This window comes from Citrobacter sp. Cf125, from assembly GCF_030333935.1.
Taxonomy (GTDB): domain Bacteria; phylum Pseudomonadota; class Gammaproteobacteria; order Enterobacterales; family Enterobacteriaceae; genus Citrobacter; species Citrobacter freundii.
The window spans coordinates 208,013-226,506 of record NZ_JAOWEY010000016.1; the positions used below are offsets into that span (position 1 = coordinate 208,013).

At 53.2% G+C, this 18,494-nt stretch carries 18 protein-coding genes; 11 read left to right on the top strand and 7 right to left on the bottom strand.

Translation table 11 applies throughout. From position 1 onward, the window contains the following. The first annotated feature begins 6 nt into the window (after positions 1–6). From OGV89_RS02135 to ghrB, 6 genes are all read left to right on the top strand, one after another. Positions 7–669: an OmpA family lipoprotein gene (locus OGV89_RS02135; protein WP_286558076.1), complete on the top strand. Its 663-nt coding sequence runs from the start codon at positions 7–9 to the stop codon at positions 667–669. A 141-nt stretch (positions 670–810) separates the two neighbouring features. Then, positions 811–1,827, top strand: a complete 1,017-nt coding sequence (locus OGV89_RS02140) for a LacI family DNA-binding transcriptional regulator (protein WP_003837718.1) — start codon at positions 811–813, stop codon at positions 1,825–1,827. 99 nt (positions 1,828–1,926) lie between these two features. Beyond that, a complete protein-coding gene (locus tag OGV89_RS02145; protein ID WP_003024284.1) occupies positions 1,927–2,676 on the top strand; it encodes a sugar phosphate isomerase/epimerase family protein in 750 nt (249 codons plus the stop codon). Between the two features lie 3 nt (positions 2,677–2,679). Continuing rightward, entirely contained in the window at positions 2,680–3,618 is a 939-nt protein-coding gene (locus OGV89_RS02150; RefSeq protein ID WP_003837715.1) for a sugar kinase, read from the top strand. A 70-nt stretch (positions 3,619–3,688) separates the two neighbouring features. Beyond that, entirely contained in the window at positions 3,689–4,999 is a 1,311-nt protein-coding gene (locus OGV89_RS02155) for an MFS transporter (RefSeq protein WP_032939182.1), read from the top strand. A 258-nt stretch (positions 5,000–5,257) separates the two neighbouring features. Next, positions 5,258–6,232, top strand: a complete 975-nt coding sequence (gene ghrB / locus OGV89_RS02160) for a glyoxylate/hydroxypyruvate reductase GhrB (protein ID WP_016151146.1) — start codon at positions 5,258–5,260, stop codon at positions 6,230–6,232. A 58-nt stretch (positions 6,233–6,290) separates the two neighbouring features. Here ghrB and OGV89_RS02165 read toward each other — a convergent pair whose 3' ends face one another. Beyond that, positions 6,291–7,001 carry a DUF3053 domain-containing protein gene (locus OGV89_RS02165; RefSeq protein WP_003837709.1) on the bottom strand — a complete coding sequence of 237 codons (711 nt, stop codon included), beginning with the start codon at positions 6,999–7,001 and terminating at the stop codon, positions 6,291–6,293. A gap of 380 nt (positions 7,002–7,381) precedes the next feature. On the opposite strand from OGV89_RS02165, the gene OGV89_RS02170 reads away from it, so the two are divergent. From OGV89_RS02170 to cueP, 3 genes are all read left to right on the top strand, one after another. Further along, complete coding sequence (locus OGV89_RS02170; RefSeq protein WP_003024273.1) at positions 7,382–7,672, top strand: HTH-type transcriptional regulator; 291 nt, start codon at positions 7,382–7,384, stop codon at positions 7,670–7,672. Between the two features lie 279 nt (positions 7,673–7,951). Beyond that, complete coding sequence (gene cspE, locus OGV89_RS02175) at positions 7,952–8,164, top strand: transcription antiterminator/RNA stability regulator CspE (protein WP_000014594.1); 213 nt, start codon at positions 7,952–7,954, stop codon at positions 8,162–8,164. 187 nt (positions 8,165–8,351) lie between these two features. Then, positions 8,352–8,891, top strand: coding sequence for a copper-binding periplasmic metallochaperone CueP (gene cueP / locus OGV89_RS02180; RefSeq protein WP_044700400.1), 540 nt, complete (start codon positions 8,352–8,354; stop codon positions 8,889–8,891). 113 nt (positions 8,892–9,004) lie between these two features. On the opposite strand, the gene glyS is transcribed toward cueP, so the two are convergent. The 3 genes from glyS to OGV89_RS02195 all read right to left on the bottom strand — a co-directional run bounded on the left by glyS (position 9,005) and on the right by OGV89_RS02195 (position 12,399). Further along, the gene (gene glyS / locus OGV89_RS02185; protein WP_044700402.1) at positions 9,005–11,074 is read right to left on the bottom strand and encodes a glycine--tRNA ligase subunit beta; all 2,070 of its coding nucleotides are present in this window, start codon (positions 11,072–11,074) and stop codon (positions 9,005–9,007) included. Positions 11,075–11,083: 9 nt separating this feature from the next. Beyond that, a complete protein-coding gene (gene glyQ / locus OGV89_RS02190; RefSeq protein WP_001168551.1) occupies positions 11,084–11,995 on the bottom strand; it encodes a glycine--tRNA ligase subunit alpha in 912 nt (303 codons plus the stop codon). A 95-nt stretch (positions 11,996–12,090) separates the two neighbouring features. Beyond that, complete coding sequence (locus OGV89_RS02195) at positions 12,091–12,399, bottom strand: YsaB family lipoprotein (RefSeq protein WP_003024259.1); 309 nt, start codon at positions 12,397–12,399, stop codon at positions 12,091–12,093. A gap of 172 nt (positions 12,400–12,571) precedes the next feature. On the opposite strand from OGV89_RS02195, the gene OGV89_RS02200 reads away from it, so the two are divergent. Further along, positions 12,572–13,567: an acyltransferase gene (locus OGV89_RS02200; RefSeq protein WP_003837703.1), complete on the top strand. Its 996-nt coding sequence runs from the start codon at positions 12,572–12,574 to the stop codon at positions 13,565–13,567. Here OGV89_RS02200 and yiaB read toward each other — a convergent pair. The 3 genes from yiaB to xylA form a co-directional block, all read right to left on the bottom strand. Beyond that, a complete protein-coding gene (yiaB, locus tag OGV89_RS02205) occupies positions 13,564–13,917 on the bottom strand; it encodes an inner membrane protein YiaB (RefSeq protein WP_003837701.1) in 354 nt (117 codons plus the stop codon). The two genes, OGV89_RS02200 and yiaB, sit on opposite strands and share 4 nt — an antisense overlap. Before the next feature lie 167 nt (positions 13,918–14,084). Beyond that, positions 14,085–15,539, bottom strand: coding sequence for a xylulokinase (gene xylB, locus OGV89_RS02210; RefSeq protein WP_048232995.1), 1,455 nt, complete (start codon positions 15,537–15,539; stop codon positions 14,085–14,087). A gap of 71 nt (positions 15,540–15,610) precedes the next feature. Then, entirely contained in the window at positions 15,611–16,933 is a 1,323-nt protein-coding gene (gene xylA / locus OGV89_RS02215) for a xylose isomerase (RefSeq protein WP_181825912.1), read from the bottom strand. A 361-nt stretch (positions 16,934–17,294) separates the two neighbouring features. On the opposite strand from xylA, the gene xylR reads away from it, so the two are divergent. Then, positions 17,295–18,473, top strand: a complete 1,179-nt coding sequence (gene xylR, locus OGV89_RS02220; RefSeq protein ID WP_171858345.1) for a D-xylose utilization transcriptional activator XylR — start codon at positions 17,295–17,297, stop codon at positions 18,471–18,473. Positions 18,474–18,494: the final 21 nt, after the last annotated feature.

Sequence of the window (18,494 nt, forward strand, 5' to 3'; positions counted from 1 at the left end):
ATTAAGATGAAGAAACGTGTTTTTGTTATTGCTGCCATTGTGAGCGGCGCCCTGGCGGTTTCTGGCTGCACAACAAACCCTTACACCGGCGAACGCGAAGCAGGTAAATCCGGCATTGGCGCGGGTATTGGCTCTCTGGTCGGCGCGGGCATTGGCGCACTCTCTTCTTCGAAGAAAGATCGCGGTAAAGGCGCACTGATTGGCGCAGCGGCGGGTGCGGCCGTTGGCGGCGGTGTCGGTTATTACATGGACGTGCAGGAAGCCAAACTGCGCGAAAAAATGCAGGGAACGGGCGTCAGCGTGACGCGTAGTGGCGATAACATCATTCTGAATATGCCGAATAACGTCACCTTCGACAGCAGTAGCGCCAACCTGAAACCTGCTGGTGCCAACACCCTGACCGGCGTGGCAATGGTACTGAAAGAGTACAATAAAACCGCCGTCAACGTGCTGGGCTTCACCGACAGCACCGGCAGCCAGGATCTGAATATGCGTCTGTCTCAGCAACGCGCGGACTCCGTGGCCAGCGCCTTAATCACGCAAGGGGTTGCCGCTAATCGTATCCGCACTCAGGGCATGGGTCCGTCAAATCCGATCGCCAGCAACAGCACGGCGGAAGGTAAAGCGCAGAACCGTCGCGTAGAGATTACGTTGAGTCCTATGCAGTAATCGTTGAGCCGGGTAGCGGCTTCGCCTTACCCGGCCTACGTTCGACATGTAGGCCCGGTAAGCGCAGCGCCACCGGGCAAATTACTTGCTTCGTCAGATTTTCCCGCTAAGGTATTCACACGAAATTCAGGGAAATCAGCGATGAGCAAATCAACACGGGCAACCATCAGCGATGTGGCGAAAGCCGCAAAAACCGGCAAGACCAGCATTTCACGCTATCTCAACGGTGAAAAGCACCTGCTTTCCGACGCGCTACTGGCCCGCATTGAACAAGCCATTGCCGATCTCGACTACCGTCCCAGCCTGATGGCAAGAGGACTGAAACATGGTCGTACCCGCCTGATTGGTCTGATCATCGCCGATATTACCAATCCCTACTCCGTCAACGTGTTGAGCGGCATTGAAGCTGCCTGTCGTGATAAAGGCTTTACCCCGCTGGTGTGTAACACCAACAACGAAGTGGATCAGGAACTGCATTATCTTGACCTGCTGCGCAGCTACCAGGTCGAAGGGATTGTGGTCAACGCCGTCGGGATGCGCGAAGAGGGGCTAAATCGGCTGCAGCAGTCTGCGCTGCCGATGGTGCTGATTGACCGTAAAATTCCCGATTTCGCCTGTGATATGGTCGGGCTGGATAACACCCAGGCGGCAACGGTTGCCACGGAACATCTGGTCGAACAAGGTTTTGAAGCCATCCTGTTCCTCAGCGAACCGCTCGGCATGGTGAATACCCGCCGCGAACGCCTGAGCGCTTTTCGCGCCACCCTCGCACAGTACCCCGGCGTTATCGCACAAAATGCCGAAGTCCCGCTCACGGACAATACGCAGCTGGACGAAACCCTGCGCCAGTTCCACCAGCAGCACCGGGGAATGCGCAAAGCTGTTATCTCAGCTAATGGCGCTCTCACACTGCAGGTTGCCCGCGCCCTGAAACGCATTGGCCTTAACTGGGGCAGCGATATCGGCCTGCTCGGTTTTGACGAACTGGAATGGGCCGAACTGGCGGGCGTTGGTATTACCACGTTGAAACAACCTACCTGGCAGATTGGCTACACCGCCGTTGAGCAGGTTGTACGCCGGATCGATGGCGGCTCTGCTGCCATTCAGGAACAGGTCTTCTCCGGCGAACTGATCGTTCGCGGCTCTACCGCCCGTTAAATTTCCTTCGTGATGGTGATCATAAATTCAACATCATAAGCTTTTCTTTGGAACCGGTTCCATCTAGCGTTATAGCAAGAACGCTAGTCTGGAGTTTCCATGAAAAGAAAAATTATGGTGGTCACCGCCGCTTACGGCCACGACCAGGTACGGGCCGCTGGCGGGCAAACGGCAATGCTGCCCATTATCGCTGAAGCCGGTGCTGACGGCGTCGAAATCCGCCGCGAATTGCTGACCGACGCCGAGCTGCACACGCTGTCCACGGTGGCATCTGCTATCGAAATCTTCGGCCTGCTGGCCTGTTACTCAGCGCCTGAGCCGTTGTTCCTTGAGGACGGTAGCCTCAATCCCCGACTTCCTGCGCTACTTGAAGAAGCACAGGCCCTGCAGGCGCTATGGCTAAAAGTCTCCCTCGGCCATTTCTCCCATACAGAACAGTTCAACGTGTTACGTGAATGGCTGGACAACAGCGGAATGGAACTGGTTGTCGAAAACGATCAGACCGCCTGCGGACGCCTGAAGCCGATGCAGCGCTTTAACGAAGCCTGCCAGACGCAAAATCTGCCGATATCTCTGACCTTCGATATGGGCAACTGGCTGTGGGTGGGCGACTCCCCGGAACAGGCGGCGCAGAAACTGGCGTCAACCGTTGGGTATATCCATGTCAAAGCCGCCGTTGCACATCGCGACAGCTACCGTGCCGTACCGCCTGATGCAGCCGATCCGCGCTGGCTGACGCTGTTGAAAACGCTGCCGGGCGATGTTCCACGCGGCATTGAGTTTCCCCTGGAAGGGCAGGATTTGGCGGCGGTTACCCGCCGTTACGTCGAGTTGTTACGCGAGGAGTAACGCATGAAAAAGTCACTGGATGTGGTAACGATTGGTGAAGCGATGGCGATGTTTGTCGCCACGCAAACCGGCGAACTGGCGGATGTGGAGCAGTTTATCAAGCGCGTTGCTGGCGCTGAACTCAATGTGGCGACCGGTCTTGCCCGGCTGGGCCTGAAGGTCGGTTGGGTAAGCCGTGTAGGCAACGACAGTTTTGGCCGTTTTATCGTTAAGTCGCTGGAAAAAGAAGGGATTGATGCGCAGGGAGTCACCCAGGACGAGCGTTACGCTACCGGCTTTCAGCTTAAATCTAAGGTCGAAAATGGAACCGATCCCATTGTGGAATACTTCCGCAAAGGTTCCGCTGCCAGCCACCTCAGCATTGAGGATTATCACGAAGCCTACTTCGCCAGCGCGCGCCACCTGCACCTGAGCGGCGTAGCGGCGGCACTTTCTGCCAGCTCTTATGAACTGTTAGCCCATACCGCCCGCACACTGAAAGCACAAGGGAAGACCATCTCGTTCGACCCGAATTTACGCCCTGTGCTGTGGAAAAGCGAAGCCGAGATGGTGGAAAAACTGAACCGTTTGGCATTCCAGGCCGACTGGGTTTTGCCTGGATTAAAAGAGGGCATGATTTTAACCGGTCAGCAGACGCCTGAAGCCATCGCCGACTTTTATCTGCGCCACGGGGTGAAGGCCGTGATCATCAAAACAGGGGCCGATGGCGCCTGGTATAAAGCCGCCAACGGCGAGCAGGGCTGCGTCGCACCGGTAAAAGTCGACAACGTGGTCGACACCGTCGGCGCAGGCGATGGCTTTGCCGTGGGCGTTATTAGCGCCCTGCTGGAAGGCCGCTCGCTGCATCAGGCAGTGACCCGCGGCAATAAAATTGGCGCACTGGCCATTCAGGTTCAGGGCGACAGCGAAGGATTACCCACACGTGAACAATTAGGGGAATAAATTCCCGGCCAACTCTGTCTCTGTACCCTACATTCAGAGGCGGCGTATCAGTATAACCAGAGGGCAGTCTATGAATAGCTCAACTAATGCAGCAAAACGCTGGTGGTACATCATGCCAATCGTGTTTATCACGTATAGCCTGGCGTACCTTGACCGCGCGAACTTCAGCTTCGCCTCCGCCGCAGGTATCAACGAGGACCTCGGCATTACCAAAGGGATCTCTTCCCTGCTGGGCGCGCTGTTTTTCCTCGGCTACTTCTTCTTTCAGATCCCGGGCGCAATTTACGCCGAACGCCGCAGCGTACGAAAACTGATTTTTGTCTGTCTGATCCTCTGGGGTGCCTGTGCGTCGTTAACCGGCATGGTCAGCAATATTCCAATGCTTGCCGCCATCCGCTTTATTCTTGGCGTCGTTGAAGCCGCGGTTATGCCCGCAATGCTGATTTATATCAGTAACTGGTTTACGAAGTCCGAACGTTCGCGCGCAAACACTTTCCTGATCCTCGGTAACCCGGTTACCGTCCTGTGGATGTCCGTGGTTTCCGGGTATCTGATCCAGGCACTGGGCTGGCGGGAAATGTTCATCATCGAGGGCTTCCCGGCCATCATCTGGGCGTTCTGCTGGTGGGTGCTGGTAAAAGACAAACCGTCTCAGGTCGGTTGGCTGTCAGAATCTGAAAAAGCCGCCCTTCAGGCACAACTGGAAAAAGAGCAGCAAGGCATCAAAGCCGTACGGAACTATAGCGAGGCTTTCCGCTCACGTAACGTCATCCTGCTGTGTATGCAGTATTTCACCTGGAGTATTGGCGTCTATGGTTTTGTCCTGTGGCTGCCGTCGATTATCCGCAACGGCGGTGCAAATCTGGGGATGGTTGAGGTTGGCTGGCTGTCATCCGTACCTTATCTGGCGGCGACGGCGGCGATGATCCTCGTTTCCTGGGCCTCCGATAAACTGCAAAATCGTAAGCTGTTTGTCTGGCCACTGTTACTGATAGCTGCTTTCGCTTTTATCGGCTCCTGGGCCGTGGGCGCAGACCACTTCTGGATTTCTTACACGCTGTTGGTTATTGCGGGTGCGGCAATGTATGCCCCTTATGGTCCTTTCTTTGCCATCATTCCTGAAATGCTCCCGCGTAACGTTGCCGGGGGTGCAATGGCGCTGATTAACAGTATGGGCGCACTAGGCTCATTCTTTGGTTCATGGTTTGTCGGCTACCTCAATGGCGCTACCGGCAGCCCGTCCGCCTCGTACATTTTTATGGGGGTAGCGCTTTTTGTCTCAGTATGGCTAACTCTCATTGTGAGGCCGAGTCCTGCCATTGAACACACCGTCGACACTGTGGCAGAACCGCGTAATCAAGGCGGAGGGCGCTGGGCATAGTGAACTATGCCCAAGCCAGACAACGAAGAGTTCGTGGTTCTGACGCGTGTCCCGAAGGGCTGGGGCTATTTTTGCCCATTGCGGCGTTACTCCCAGCTCGTTTGGTTCACCAAACTTCTCTGCTCGTGCCTTGCACTGGGCAAAAATAACCGCCAGCGACGTGCGTGTGCAACGGCAGGACTCGGCCTGAGCCTGCTAATAATCAACAGCTACCTATTGGCGCACGCCACGCTTAAATTTTAACTTACGGAGATTCGCATGAAGCCGTCCATTATTCTCTATAAAGCGTTACCTGACGATTTACTGCATCGCCTGGAAGAGCATTTTACTGTGACTCGTGTGCCTAACCTGCGCCCGGAAACGGTCGCACAGCACGCCGAAGCGTTTGCCAATGCGGAAGGTCTGCTGGGCTCCAGTGAAGCCGTCAATACCGCTCTACTGGAGAAAATGCCGAAACTGCGTGCGACCTCCACGATTTCCGTCGGCTATGACAACTTCGACGTCGATGCCCTTAACGCGCGTAAGGTGCTGTTGATGCACACGCCAACCGTACTGACAGAAACCGTCGCCGATACGGTGATGGCGCTGGTGTTAAGTACCGCTCGCCGCGTGGTAGAAGTGGCTGAACGGGTGAAGGTCGGTGAATGGACCAAAAGTATCGGGCCGGACTGGTTCGGTACGGATGTGCACCACAAAACGCTGGGGATTGTCGGCATGGGCCGTATTGGCTTGGCGCTGGCACAACGTGCGCATTTCGGCTTTAGCATGCCGATTCTCTATAATGCGCGCCGTCATCATCAGGAAGCAGAAGAACGTTTCAACGCGCGCTACTGCGATCTTGATACGCTGTTACAAGAATCCGATTTTGTCTGCCTGATCCTGCCGTTAACCGACGAAACGCATCATCTGTTCAGCACCGAACAGTTTGCCAAAATGAAGTCTTCCGCCATTTTCATTAACGCCGGACGTGGGCCGGTGGTCGATGAAAAAGCACTGATTGCCGCCCTGCAAAACGGCGAAATTCATGCCGCTGGCCTGGATGTATTTGAGCAGGAGCCATTACCGGCAGACTCACCGCTGCTGTCGCTGCCAAACGTGGTTGCTGTGCCGCACATTGGTTCAGCCACGCACGAAACACGCTATAACATGGCGGCCTGTGCGGTGGATAACTTAATCGATGCGCTGCAAGGACGCGTTGAGAAGAACTGCGTAAACCCGCAGGTCGCGCGATAAACAAAAGGCCGGGTAGCGCTTACGCTCACCCGGCCCTTCATATCTTACAGCGGCTTAATTACTGAGCGGCATTCACCGCAGCAGTCCAGGCCTGGTTAAATGCCTGATGTTGAGAAGCCAACGGGCCAATCAGCGTGTTGTACTGACTTGCCTGCTGTGACGTTGGGAACTGGATACCGTTGGCGACAAAGCTCACCTGCGTATCCTGCTGCGCCACAAAATCACCAACCTGCACTAACTGCTGCGTGAAGATTTGCGCTGCAGGGATCAGCGGCTGTAACGCCTCTGCAGGTACAGTGACGACTTTATTGTAAACCTGGTCAAAGACCGGCTTCAGATCTTCGCCCTGCTTCAGCGCGCCATGCGCAGCATCTGCCTGTAGTTTCGCATTCTGCAACTGTTGCCCTAATACACCTAGCGCACCATTTGCCTGACGCAGCGGCTCACGCTGAGTCACATAATCCTGAGGAACACGAATCGCATTTACGCTATCAACCACCGGACGCAGACCGGAGTCCATCGCCTGATTAACCTGCTGCGAATAGCCATACAGAATCGCGTAATCGGACACAAACGGGCCAAACTGTTTTTTCTGATCGGCGGTCAGCGTTGGTAAACGCTCTCCGCTACGCATTGCAGTATTCTGCAGAAAATCGATAAACGCTTTGCGTTGATCGCCTTCTTTATCAAAACACCCACTCAGGCCAACTACCATTAAGAGCGCCAAAACAGGCGCAAACCAGCGAGAGCAGGACTTACCTGTCGCCATTTTAATACTCCTTTCACCCAAAAATGCGCACAACGACACCCGCGTGCCTGACGTTAACAAGGATAGTCCAGGTCAGCCCCGCAAGATACCCTTTCCGCATAATCTTGTGGGGGAAAATAACCGTTCCCACCACCGTTCGTTTTGCTAAACAATGCTGCATTTACTACTCGGCGTCATAGTTTAGTCATCTTTACAATCGGAATCGATCGTTCGGAGATCCCGACCTTTATCAGTTTGTTAGCCTGCGAAAGATTGTTGCCCACCGTTTGCTGAAACGAATCCATCTCTCAAACCCCGAATCCGACTTCATTTTTTCCGACTACTCTTAATGAGCTTCGAAGAAATTCACGATCCCGCTGTGTGATTTGTAGGAGTTCTCAATGGAATACAAAGATCCTATGTTTGAACTGCTGAGCAGTCTGGAGCAGATTGTTTTTAAAGATGTATCGCAGACGGTCACTCTGACGCAAAAAACCAACCCTTTCACCGAATTTGAACAGTTACGACGAGGGACGGGTTTAAAAACAGATGATTTTGCCCGAGTAATGGGCGTGACAGTCGCGATGGTTCATGAATGGGAGTCTAAACGCGTAAAGCCTTCCACTACCGAATTGAAGTTAATGCGCCTGATCCAGGCAGATCCAAGATTAAGTAAGCAACTGATGGATTGAACTATTTTTCAATTTTGCTTAAGAACGGTCCTGTAACGGGGCCGTTCCCTTACGAAGGTTATCCACAAAAAAGAAAATAGTAGTTGCATCCACATGCGTAAAATGAGTTAATGCCCTCAACGGTTTGACGTACAGACCATTACAGCAGTTAGTAAGGCAAGTCCCTTCAAGAGTTATCGTTGATACCCTTCGTAGTGAGCATTTCCTTTACTGTTAAAAAATCTGTAAAGCACGCCATATCGCCGAAAGGCACACTTATTTTTTAAAAGGTAATACACTATGTCCGGTAAAATGACTGGTATCGTAAAATGGTTCAACGCTGACAAAGGTTTCGGCTTCATCACTCCTGACGATGGCTCTAAAGACGTGTTCGTACACTTCTCTGCTATCCAGAACGATGGCTACAAATCTCTGGACGAAGGTCAGAAAGTTTCCTTCACCATCGAAAGCGGCGCTAAAGGTCCGGCAGCTGGCAACGTAACCAGCCTGTAAGCTTAAAAAGCTCAAGATTCTGAATCCCTGCCAAACGGCGGGGATTTTTTTTATCTGTACTTCTTAAAACGCCTCGCCCACACGCGTCTTTGCATTACTTTACCCGCAGCCCCTTTGACCTTTCCCTAAGGGCAAGCTTTATAGTGAGCCAGTCTGTATTCCACAACGTTCACAAGGAATTGAAGCTATGTCGAAATCCTCATTACTGCTGGTTTTAGGTTTACTCACCACCGGTAGCGCGTTCGCCGCAACCCCTGAAGCCACTTTTTTGGCGGAACACGGGCTCAGCGGAAAATCCGTCGAGCAAATCGTCGAGGCCATTGACCAGTCTCCACAGAGCCGCCCACTGCCCTACTCGGCATCCGTCACCAGCACTGAACTGAAGCTCTCTTCAGGCGATCAGATCTATACCCTGCCGCTCGGTGACAAGTTCTATCTGTCATTTGCCCCTTATGAATGGCAAACACATCCTTGCTTCAACCACAGCCTTTCCGGTTGCCAGGGCGAAATGCCGGAGAAGACATTCAATGTCAAAGTGACGGATAACAAAGGTGATGTAGTGCTACAAAAAGAGATGAAGAGCGGTCGAAATGGCTTCGTCGGGGTTTGGCTACCGCGCAATATGGCAGGCACCATCGCAGTAAGCTACAACGACAAAAAAGCGGAGTATCCCATTAAGACCATGGAAGACAGCCAGACCTGTCTGACTAAATTACAGCTGCGCTAACAACATAAAAAAATGCCGGATGGCGCAATGCTTATCCGGCCTACTGGTGTTTATCTCGTAGGCCGGATAAGGCGAAGCTGCCATCCGGCATTTTCTAAGTCAGCTCAGGACCGTTACTGCAGCAGCGAAATATCCGCCACGCGCAGGAACAGTTCGCGCAGTTTTTCGAGCATGGAGAGACGGTTGATACGCAGATCTTTATCATCTACGTTGACCATCACTTTCTCGAAGAACGCATCAACCGGCTCACGCAGTTCCGCTAACTCAACCAGCGCTTCCTGGTAATGGCCAGCGGCGAAAACAGGCTCCAGCTTATCGCGCAGCACCACAACCTGCATCGCCAGCGCAATTTCTTCCGGCTCTTTCAGCGTTGCCGCATTCACACGGTCATTCAGCGTTTCTTCAGACTTCGCCAGGATGTTCGATACACGTTTGTTCGCGGCAGCCAGCGCGGACGCGGCCTCCAGTGTACGGAAGTGCGAAACCGCCTTCATACGTGCGTCGAAATCAGCCGGACGAGTCGGACGACGCGCCAGCACGGCCTGAATAGTATCGACGGTATAACCTTCGTCCTGATACCAGGCGCGGAAGCGACCAAGCATAAAGTCGATAACGTCATCCACCACGTTGGCGTTGGTCAGCTTGTCGCCATACAGACGAACAGCCTCTTCCGTCAGCGTTTGCAGATCCAGATTCAGGTTCTTCTCAACAATGATACGCAGCACGCCCAGCGCAGCACGACGCAGCGCAAACGGGTCTTTATCGCCTTTCGGATGCTGACCAATACCGAAGATACCCGCCAGGGTGTCCATCTTGTCAGCAATCGCCACGGCACAAGCCACCGGATTAGACGGCAGGTCATCACCGGCAAAACGCGGCTGATACTGCTCGTTCAGCGCCACAGCAACATCTTCCGCTTCGCCATCGTGACGCGCGTAGTGCATTCCCATCACGCCCTGGGTGTCGGTGAACTCGAAGACCATGTTGGTCATCAGGTCGCACTTGGACAGCAGGCCAGCACGCGTTGCGTGGTTAACGTCAGCGCCAATTTGACCAGCAATCCAGCCCGCCAGCGCCTGGATACGGTCAGTCTTATCGCGCAGCGTACCCAGTTGCTGTTGGAACAGCACGGTTTGCAGACGCGGCAGATGGTCTTCCAGGCGTTTTTTACGGTCGGTATTGAAGAAGAACTCAGCATCCGCCAGACGCGGACGAACAACCTTCTCGTTACCGGAGATAATCTGGGTCGGATCTTTCGATTCAATGTTGGCAACGAAGATAAAGTTCGGCAGCAGTTTGCCGTCATTCGCGTATACCGGGAAGTACTTCTGGTCACCTTTCATGGTGTGTACCAGCGCTTCAGACGGAACAGCGAGGAATTTCTCTTCGAATTTCGCGGTAAGCACTACCGGCCATTCTACCAGCGAGGTGACCTCTTCCAGCAGGCTTTCGCTCAGATCGGCGTTGCCGCCAATCTTACGCGCCGCTTCTTCAGCATCGGCTTTGATTTTCGCTTTACGCTCAGCGTAATCCGCAATGACTTTGCCGCGCTCACGCAGGATTTCCGGATACTGATCGGCAGAATCGATAGTGAATTCCGGCTCGCCCATAAAGCGGTGTCCACGGATCACACGATCGGACTGAATGCCCAGAATCGTTGCCGGAATCACCTTGTCGCCCAGCAGCAGAGTCACGGTGTGAACCGGACGCACGAAGTGAACGTCAGACGCGCCCCAGCGCATCAGTTTAGGGATCGGCAGCTTCGCAAGCGAAGTGGCGATCATGTTTGGCAGCAGCGTTTCAGCGCTTTCGCCTTTCACATGCGCGCGATACAGCAGCCATTCGCCTTTGTCGGTAGTCAGACGCTCAGCCTGATCAACCGTGATGCCGCAGCCACGTGCCCAGCCTTCTGCCGCTTTGCTCGGTTTGCCTTCAGCGTCAAACGCCTGGGCAATGGCCGGACCGCGTTTTTCAACTTCACGATCGGGTTGAGATTCCGCCAGATTCGCGACTTTCAGCGCCAGACGACGCGGCGCAGCGAACCACTCAACGTTGCCGTGCGCGATGCCAGCGTTATCCAGCTCCGCGGTAAAGTTTGCAGCAAAGGACTCAGCCAGGCTGCGCAGTGCTTTTGGTGGCAGCTCTTCAGTGCCGATTTCCACCAGAAAAGTTTTCTCAGACATGGCCGCCTCTTATTTGTCTTTGTTGCACATCGGGAAGCCAAGGGCTTCACGGGAAGCGTAGTAAGCTTCTGCCACTGCTTTGGTCAGGGTGCGAATGCGCAGGATATAGCGCTGACGCTCGGTGACGGAAATGGCTTTACGCGCATCCAGCAGGTTGAAGCTATGGGCGGCTTTCAGAATACGTTCATACGCAGGCAGCGGCAGCGGATTTTCCAGCGCCAGCAGCTGCTGCGCTTCTTTCTCGTACTGCTCGAAGCAAGTGAACAGGAAGTCCACATCGGCGTATTCGAAGTTGTAGGTGGATTGCTCCACTTCGTTCTGATGGAACACGTCACCGTAAGTGGTTTTACCCAGCGGGCCGTCGCTCCAGACCAGGTCGTAAACGCTGTCTACGCCCTGAATGTACATGGCCAGACGTTCCAGACCGTAGGTAATTTCCCCGGTTACTGGTTTACATTCCAGACCACCAACCTGCTGGAAGTAGGTGAACTGAGTCACTTCCATGCCGTTCAGCCACACTTCCCAACCCAGACCCCAGGCACCCAGCGTCGGGTTTTCCCAGTTATCTTCCACGAAACGGATATCGTGAATGGTCGGGTCCATACCCAGCTCTTTCAGAGAACCCAGGTACAGCTCCTGAATGTTGTCCGGTGACGGCTTAATCACTACCTGGAACTGATAGTAGTGCTGTAAGCGGTTCGGGTTTTCGCCATAGCGGCCATCGGTCGGACGACGGGAAGGCTGCACATAAGCAGTCGCCATCGGTTCCGGCCCCAGCGCACGCAGGCAGGTCATTGGGTGAGATGTTCCCGCGCCGACTTCCATGTCCAATGGTTGAACAATGGTGCAGCCCTGGCGAGCCCAGTAATCCTGTAAGGTCAGGATCAAGCCCTGGAAGGTCCTGGTATCAAACTTTTGCATATTATTTCGTGCTGGATACGTGTGGATTTAAAGGAAGCGATCAGTATACCCGCTGGCTGCAAGATATACAGTACGAAACGGGAAAAAGGGGGAACTTAGCGCATGGAAAGGTGCAAAAACTGCCCGTCTGCATCAAAAGAACAGACAAAACTCTCTTTACGGAAGGTAGAACCACGCATCTCATAGCTGCCCTGGAATTGCTCCAGGCCGGAGATATCAATTTTCTGCGCGCCAGTGTTGTAGCGTTGCGCCGCCTCATTTTTGCACAATGACTCCATATCCAGCGAACGTGTGGCACTGACCTTAACCTTTTGCGCTTTCTGCGCGGGTGCAGACGGTTGTGTGTCAGCGCACGCTACCAGCAAAAGGGTAGCGATTGTGGGAAAGAAATACTTCATCATCATTTTATTACCGCCTGGTTTGCTGGTCAGTCTTATTATTAGTGTCTGGAAACAGATCCTATTTTGAGAATCTCATCAGACCATCTCAAGCTTTAGCGTAAGAACTCGGATTATTCCAGTGAGCTACGTTCGCAAAATATCGGTCAGACTTTTTTTAATGGACACAGAGGAACTGATGCAGCCCAAAATTTTCTGGATTGATAACCTGCGCGGGATAGCCTGTTTAATGGTCGTGATGATCCACACCACGACCTGGTACATCACCAATGCGCAAAGCGTCAGCCCGTTGAATTGGGATCTGGCTAACGTGCTCAATTCAGCCTCTCGCGTCAGCGTCCCGCTGTTCTTTATGATTTCGGGCTATCTGTTTTTTGGTGAGCGTAGCGCCAAACCGCGCCATTTCCTGCGCATCGCGCTCTGCATTTTGTTTTACAGCAGCGTGGCGCTGGCCTATATCCTGCTGTTTACCTCGATCAACGCTGAGCTGTCGCTGAAGAACCTGCTGCAAAAGCCGGTGTTCTATCATCTGTGGTTTTTCTTCGCGATCGCCGTCATCTACCTGGTTTCTCCGCTGATACAGGTGAAAAATATCAGCGGCAAGATGCTGCTGGCGTTGATGGTGGTGATAGGCGTAATTGCCAATCCCAATACCGTCTCGCAAAAAATTGGCGGTTTTGAATGGCTACCCATTAACCTGTACATCAGCGGCGACACCTTCTATTACATCCTGTACGGCATGCTGGGCCGGGCGATTGGCATGATGGATACGCAAAAGCGCGCGCTCAGCTGGCTCTGTGCGGCGTTATTCATTACCGCAGTATTTATTATTTCTCGTGGCACATTGCATGAACTGCGCTGGCGAGGCAATTTTGCCGACACCTGGTACCTCTACTGCGGCCCTGCGGTATTTATTTGCGCCGTCTCACTCCTGACGCTGGTCAAAAATACGCTCAGCACACGTACTCTGCCGCTACTGGGCCTTATTTCTCGCCATTCATTGGGCATTTATGGTTTTCATGCGCTGATCATTCACGCACTACGAACCAACGGAATTGAACTCAAAAACTGGCCACCGCTGGATATGCTGTGGATTTTCAGCGCCACGCTGGCAGGTAGTTTACTGTTGTCCATACTGTTGCAGCGTATCGATACGCGCAGGCTGGTGAGTTAATCCCCCATATTTTGCAGACGTAGCAACAAAACTTGCCCCAGTAAACATACGATGAATGCCACCGGGTACAGCCCTTTTTCGAGGGGAGATAACGGGGCATTCCATACACCCACCAGCAGCAATCCTGCCGTGATGAGTGTGACCATTTGACATACAGAGGCGAAGCGTTCGTCGCTCTGATTGAGATTCACTGCACGCTGATAAACATACGCCACAAACATCCCTGTCATTAGCACGCCCAGAAAATAGCCTTTGCCACTCAATAACGGGCATGCCTGCCATAAGCCAATAACGTAAATCAGTGCGCCAGACAGGAATAATATCCATGGCAACAGCCTTGTCGTCTTCATTGGGATCTCCTTATCCATCATGGATACAATATGAATAACCCGCTAAAGACAACACAGAAAAATGGCACTACGCCGGACTTTCAGAATAAATCCATGCGTACTAACTATTTATTGGATTGAAATATACATTTGATAAATCCCCTCTGTTTACCAGAGGGGAACGAGGATCAGGACATCAGCGGTTGCAACTGCTGGTAGATTCGGCGGAAGGTTTCCCGACGTTGTTGGTAAAGCGCGTGGCGCCCGGCGTCAGGATAATGCGCTTGTTCCAGCGTAAGCTGAGGCAGAAGGTCTGATAAAGGCCGCTGCGGATTCATGGCAATTTGCGCCAGTCGCGCCGCACCAAGTGCAGGGCCGACATCACCGCCGGTACGATAATCCAGCTGCAATCCGCTGATGTCAGATAGCATCTGACGCCAGTATTCACTGCGCGCCCCGCCGCCAATCAACGTAATGCTGGCGGGCTGCACGCCGCAGGCATGTACCACGTCCATACCGTCAGCCAGCGCAAACCCCACACCTTCCAGCACCGCCTGCGCCAGTTCTGCCGGACCATGCTGATGCGTCAGACCGAAAAATACGCCCTTGGCCTGCGGATTGTTATGCGGCGTACGTTCACCGGAAAGATAAGGTAAAAACCAGACCGGCTCCGCGAGTTCATCAGCCTGTTGCGCAGCGTCAATCAATGCAGGAACGCTCGCCAGTCCGGTTAATTTTGCCGCCCAGTCCAGACACGATGCCGCACTTAACATCACAGACATCAGATGCCATCGCTCAGGCAAAGCATGGCAAAAACTGTGAACCGCACTTTCCGGTTTGCTAAGGAAACCATCACTCACCGCAAAATAGACACCGGATGTCCCCAGCGAAAGCATCGCCTGACCGGCATTCATCATGCCTACGCCAACCGCTCCCGCCGCGTTATCACCACCTCCGGCAACAACCGCAATCTCCTGCATTCCCCAGGCTTTAGCGACGTCTGGCAACAAGGTTCCGGTAATCTCGCTGCCTTCATAGAGCGCAGGCATATGTGCGCGAGTCAGTTTACAGGCAGCCAGCATGACATCGCTCCAGTCACGCTTCGCGACATCCAGCCACATTGTCCCTGCCGCATCAGACATATCGCTGGCAAAATCACCGGTCATGCGCAAACGCAGGTAATCTTTCGGCAGCAGAACTTTATCAATCTGTTTGAAAATCTCCGGCTCGTGGCGTTGCACCCACAGCAGTTTTGGCGCGGTAAAGCCAGGCATCATCAGGTTGCCGGTGATCGCACGAGACTGCGGAACCTGATTCTCCAGCATCACGCACTCTTCACCACAGCGACCATCGTTCCACAGAATAGCCGGACGCAATACCTTCTGTTGCTCATCCAGTAGCGTCGCGCCGTGCATCTGTCCGGCAATCCCCAGCGCTTTCACCTCGCGAAGCGAATGCTGCTGGCCCAATGCTTTCACAGCCCGATCCGTTGCCGACCACCACTGCTCAGGGTCTTGTTCAGACCATAACGGATGCGGGCGCGAGACGGTGAGTTTCTCCGTGTGCGAAGCGACCACATCCCCCTGCTCGTTGAGCAGGATGGCCTTTACGCCTGATGTGCCAAGATCTATCCCGATATACATAAGGCATCGTTCCTTAAAGAAAGGCCCGGTAGCGCGAGCTGACCGGGCTTACGGACGTTCTCAGAAACCCGTTATTTGTCGAACAAATAATGGTTCACCAGATTTTCCAGCAATTCCTGATGACCGCTCTGGTGCACCGGCGCCAGGTTATGTTGTTCAGCGTACTGCGCAATTTCCGTCAGCGTCATCTGCCCTTTCAGAATTTGCTGGCCCAGCTCACCATTCCAACCGGCATAACGTTTTGCCACGCGCTGATCCAGACCACCGTCTTCAATCATACGGGCCGCAATTTTCAACGACAGTGCCATGGTATCCATCGCGCCAATATGACCATAGAACAGATCATATTTATCGGTACTCTGACGACGCACTTTGGCATCGAAGTTCAGGCCACCGGTGGTGAAGCCGCCCGCCTTCAGGATTTCGTACATCACCAGCGCGTTCTCTTCTACGCTGCTCGGGAACTGATCCGTGTCCCAGCCCAGCTGCGCGTCACCACGGTTGGCATCGACAGAGCCAAACAGACCCAGCGCGATAGCGGTGGCGATTTCGTGATGGAACGAGTGGCCCGCCAGCGTGGCATGGTTAGCTTCGATATTCAGTTTGATCTCTTTTTCCAGACCGAACTGCTTGAGGAAGCCGTAGACGGTCGCCGCATCGTAGTCGTACTGGTGCTTGGTCGGTTCCTGCGGTTTCGGCTCGATAAGCAAAGTGCCCTGGAAACCGGTTTTGTGTTTGTGTTCCACCACCAGTTGCATGAAGCGACCAATTTGCTCACGTTCCTGACGCAGATCGGTATTCAGCAGCGTCTCATAGCCTTCACGACCACCCCACAGAACGTAGTTTTCACCACCTAACTTGTGCGTGGCATCCATGGCCGTAACCACCTGCGTGGCGGCCCAGCTGAACACTTCTGGATCCGGGTTTGTTGCCGCACCCGCGCCGTAGCGTGGGTTGGTAAAGCAGTTTGCTGTTCCCCACAGCAGCTTCACGCCGCTCTGTTCCTGTTTTGCCGCCAGCACATCAACCATCTGCGCAAAGTTGTTTTTGTACTCTTTCAGTGAAGCCCCTTCAGGCGAGACATCCACATCATGGAAGCAGTAGTAAGGCACGTTCAGCTTGTGGAAGAACTCAAATGCCACGTCCGCTTTGCGTTTCGCCAGCGCCAGTGCTTCACCAGGCTGCTGCCACGGACGATCGAAAGCGCCCATACCGAACATATCCGCACCGTTCCAGCAGAAGGTATGCCAGTAGCAGGCAGCAAAACGCAGATGATCTTCCATACGTTTGCCCAACACGATTTCGTCAGGATTGTAATGGCGAAATGCGAGCGGGTTGGTGGATTGAGTACCTTCAAAACGAACACGATCGAGTTGGTCAAAATAAGCCGGCATAATAAGCTCCATAATCAGGTAATACGGTAAGTAAACTGCGATATGGCTATACTGGAATTTCCTGATTTATTGCTCAATTACGTTATTTCACACCGCTATTAAGAGAATACCCAAACGTGCGCTGGCTCCCAAAAAAACGCGCTGAAAAACGAAATAAAAAAGCGATCGCGATCGAAGGTTAGCCATTAAACAAAAAACCGTAATGCGCAGATGAAAAATGACAATTGTCATCCCGCTGACAGTATGTAAATTTTGCCTGGCCTCAGGCAATCAGGAAATTTGTCACGCTTCATCAAGCAGTCGTACCGGCGGTTTTGCTAGTATCGACAGGCCCACGTTAACCTTTCCAGGACAGGTTCTTATGTTTGATAAACGTCACCGCATCACTCTGTTATTCAATGCCAATAAAGCCTATGACCGTCAGGTGGTAGAAGGAGTGGGTGAATATTTACAGGCATCGCAATCCGAGTGGGATATATTCATTGAGGAAGATTTCCGCGCCCGTATCGATAATATTAAAGACTGGTTAGGCGATGGCGTTATTGCCGATTATGACGATGATGACATTGCGCAATTACTTGCCGATGTCGATGTTCCGATCATCGGCGTTGGGGGTTCCTACCATCGGGAGCAAGATTATCCCCCGGTACATTACATTGCTACCGACAACCACGCGCTGGTAGAAAGCGCTTTTCTGCATCTGAAAGAGAAAGGGGTTAACCGTTTTGCATTTTACGGCCTGCCTTCCTCAAGCGGTAAACGCTGGGCCGCAGAACGTGAATATGCCTTTTGCCAGTTGGTGGCTAAAGAAAAGTACCGCGGCGTCGTCTACCAGGGGCTGGAAACTGCGCCGGAAAACTGGCAGCACGCGCAAAATCGTCTGGCAGACTGGCTACAAACGTTGCCGCCGCAAACCGGCATTATCGCGGTCACCGACGCGCGGGCACGACACGTCCTGCAAGTCTGCGAGCACCTACATATTCCGGTACCGGAAAAGCTATGCGTGATAGGAATAGATAACGAAGAACTGACCCGTTACTTATCACGGGTAGCGCTGTCATCCGTGGCTCAGGGAGCCCGGCAGATGGGCTACCAGGCCGCAAAACTCCTGCACCGCTTGCTGGCGAATGAGACGCTGCCGCTGCAACGCATTCTGGTTCCTCCGGTGCGCGTGGTTGAGCGGCGCTCAACCGATTACCGCTCCTTGACCGATCCTGCCGTCATTCAGGCGATGCACTTTATCCGCAATCATGCCTGCAAAGGGATTAAGGTTGAGCAAGTTCTTGATTCAGTAGGGATTTCACGTTCAAATCTGGAGAAGCGTTTTAAAGAAGAGGTCGGAGAGACTATTCACGCCGTGATTCATGCCGAAAAGCTGGAAAAAGCGCGCAGTCTGTTGATTTCTACCACGCTTTCAATCAACGAAATTTCACAGATGTGTGGCTATCCGTCTCTGCAGTATTTCTATTCGGTCTTCAAGAAAGAGTACGACACGACGCCAAAAGAGTATCGCGATGTGAACAGCGAAGTGTTGCTGTGAGGATTATTGCCGGATACGGCG

Coding starts and splice junctions, on each gene's coding strand:
- OGV89_RS02165 (WP_003837709.1), bottom strand. CDS start 7,001: ATGGCGACAGGTAAGTCCTGCTCTCGCTGGTTTGCGCCTGTTTTGGCG.
- glyS (WP_044700402.1), bottom strand. CDS start 11,074: ATGTCTGAGAAAACTTTTCTGGTGGAAATCGGCACTGAAGAGCTGCCA.
- cueP (WP_044700400.1), top strand. CDS start 8,352: ATGTCGAAATCCTCATTACTGCTGGTTTTAGGTTTACTCACCACCGGT.
- cspE (WP_000014594.1), top strand. CDS start 7,952: ATGTCCGGTAAAATGACTGGTATCGTAAAATGGTTCAACGCTGACAAA.
- yiaB (WP_003837701.1), bottom strand. CDS start 13,917: ATGAAGACGACAAGGCTGTTGCCATGGATATTATTCCTGTCTGGCGCA.
- ghrB (WP_016151146.1), top strand. CDS start 5,258: ATGAAGCCGTCCATTATTCTCTATAAAGCGTTACCTGACGATTTACTG.
- OGV89_RS02150 (WP_003837715.1), top strand. CDS start 2,680: ATGAAAAAGTCACTGGATGTGGTAACGATTGGTGAAGCGATGGCGATG.
- OGV89_RS02200 (WP_003837703.1), top strand. CDS start 12,572: ATGCAGCCCAAAATTTTCTGGATTGATAACCTGCGCGGGATAGCCTGT.
- xylB (WP_048232995.1), bottom strand. CDS start 15,539: ATGTATATCGGGATAGATCTTGGCACATCAGGCGTAAAGGCCATCCTG.
- xylA (WP_181825912.1), bottom strand. CDS start 16,933: ATGCCGGCTTATTTTGACCAACTCGATCGTGTTCGTTTTGAAGGTACT.
- OGV89_RS02135 (WP_286558076.1), top strand. CDS start 7: ATGAAGAAACGTGTTTTTGTTATTGCTGCCATTGTGAGCGGCGCCCTG.
- OGV89_RS02195 (WP_003024259.1), bottom strand. CDS start 12,399: ATGATGATGAAGTATTTCTTTCCCACAATCGCTACCCTTTTGCTGGTA.
- xylR (WP_171858345.1), top strand. CDS start 17,295: ATGTTTGATAAACGTCACCGCATCACTCTGTTATTCAATGCCAATAAA.
- OGV89_RS02155 (WP_032939182.1), top strand. CDS start 3,689: ATGAATAGCTCAACTAATGCAGCAAAACGCTGGTGGTACATCATGCCA.
- OGV89_RS02140 (WP_003837718.1), top strand. CDS start 811: ATGAGCAAATCAACACGGGCAACCATCAGCGATGTGGCGAAAGCCGCA.
- OGV89_RS02170 (WP_003024273.1), top strand. CDS start 7,382: ATGGAATACAAAGATCCTATGTTTGAACTGCTGAGCAGTCTGGAGCAG.
- OGV89_RS02145 (WP_003024284.1), top strand. CDS start 1,927: ATGAAAAGAAAAATTATGGTGGTCACCGCCGCTTACGGCCACGACCAG.
- glyQ (WP_001168551.1), bottom strand. CDS start 11,995: ATGCAAAAGTTTGATACCAGGACCTTCCAGGGCTTGATCCTGACCTTA.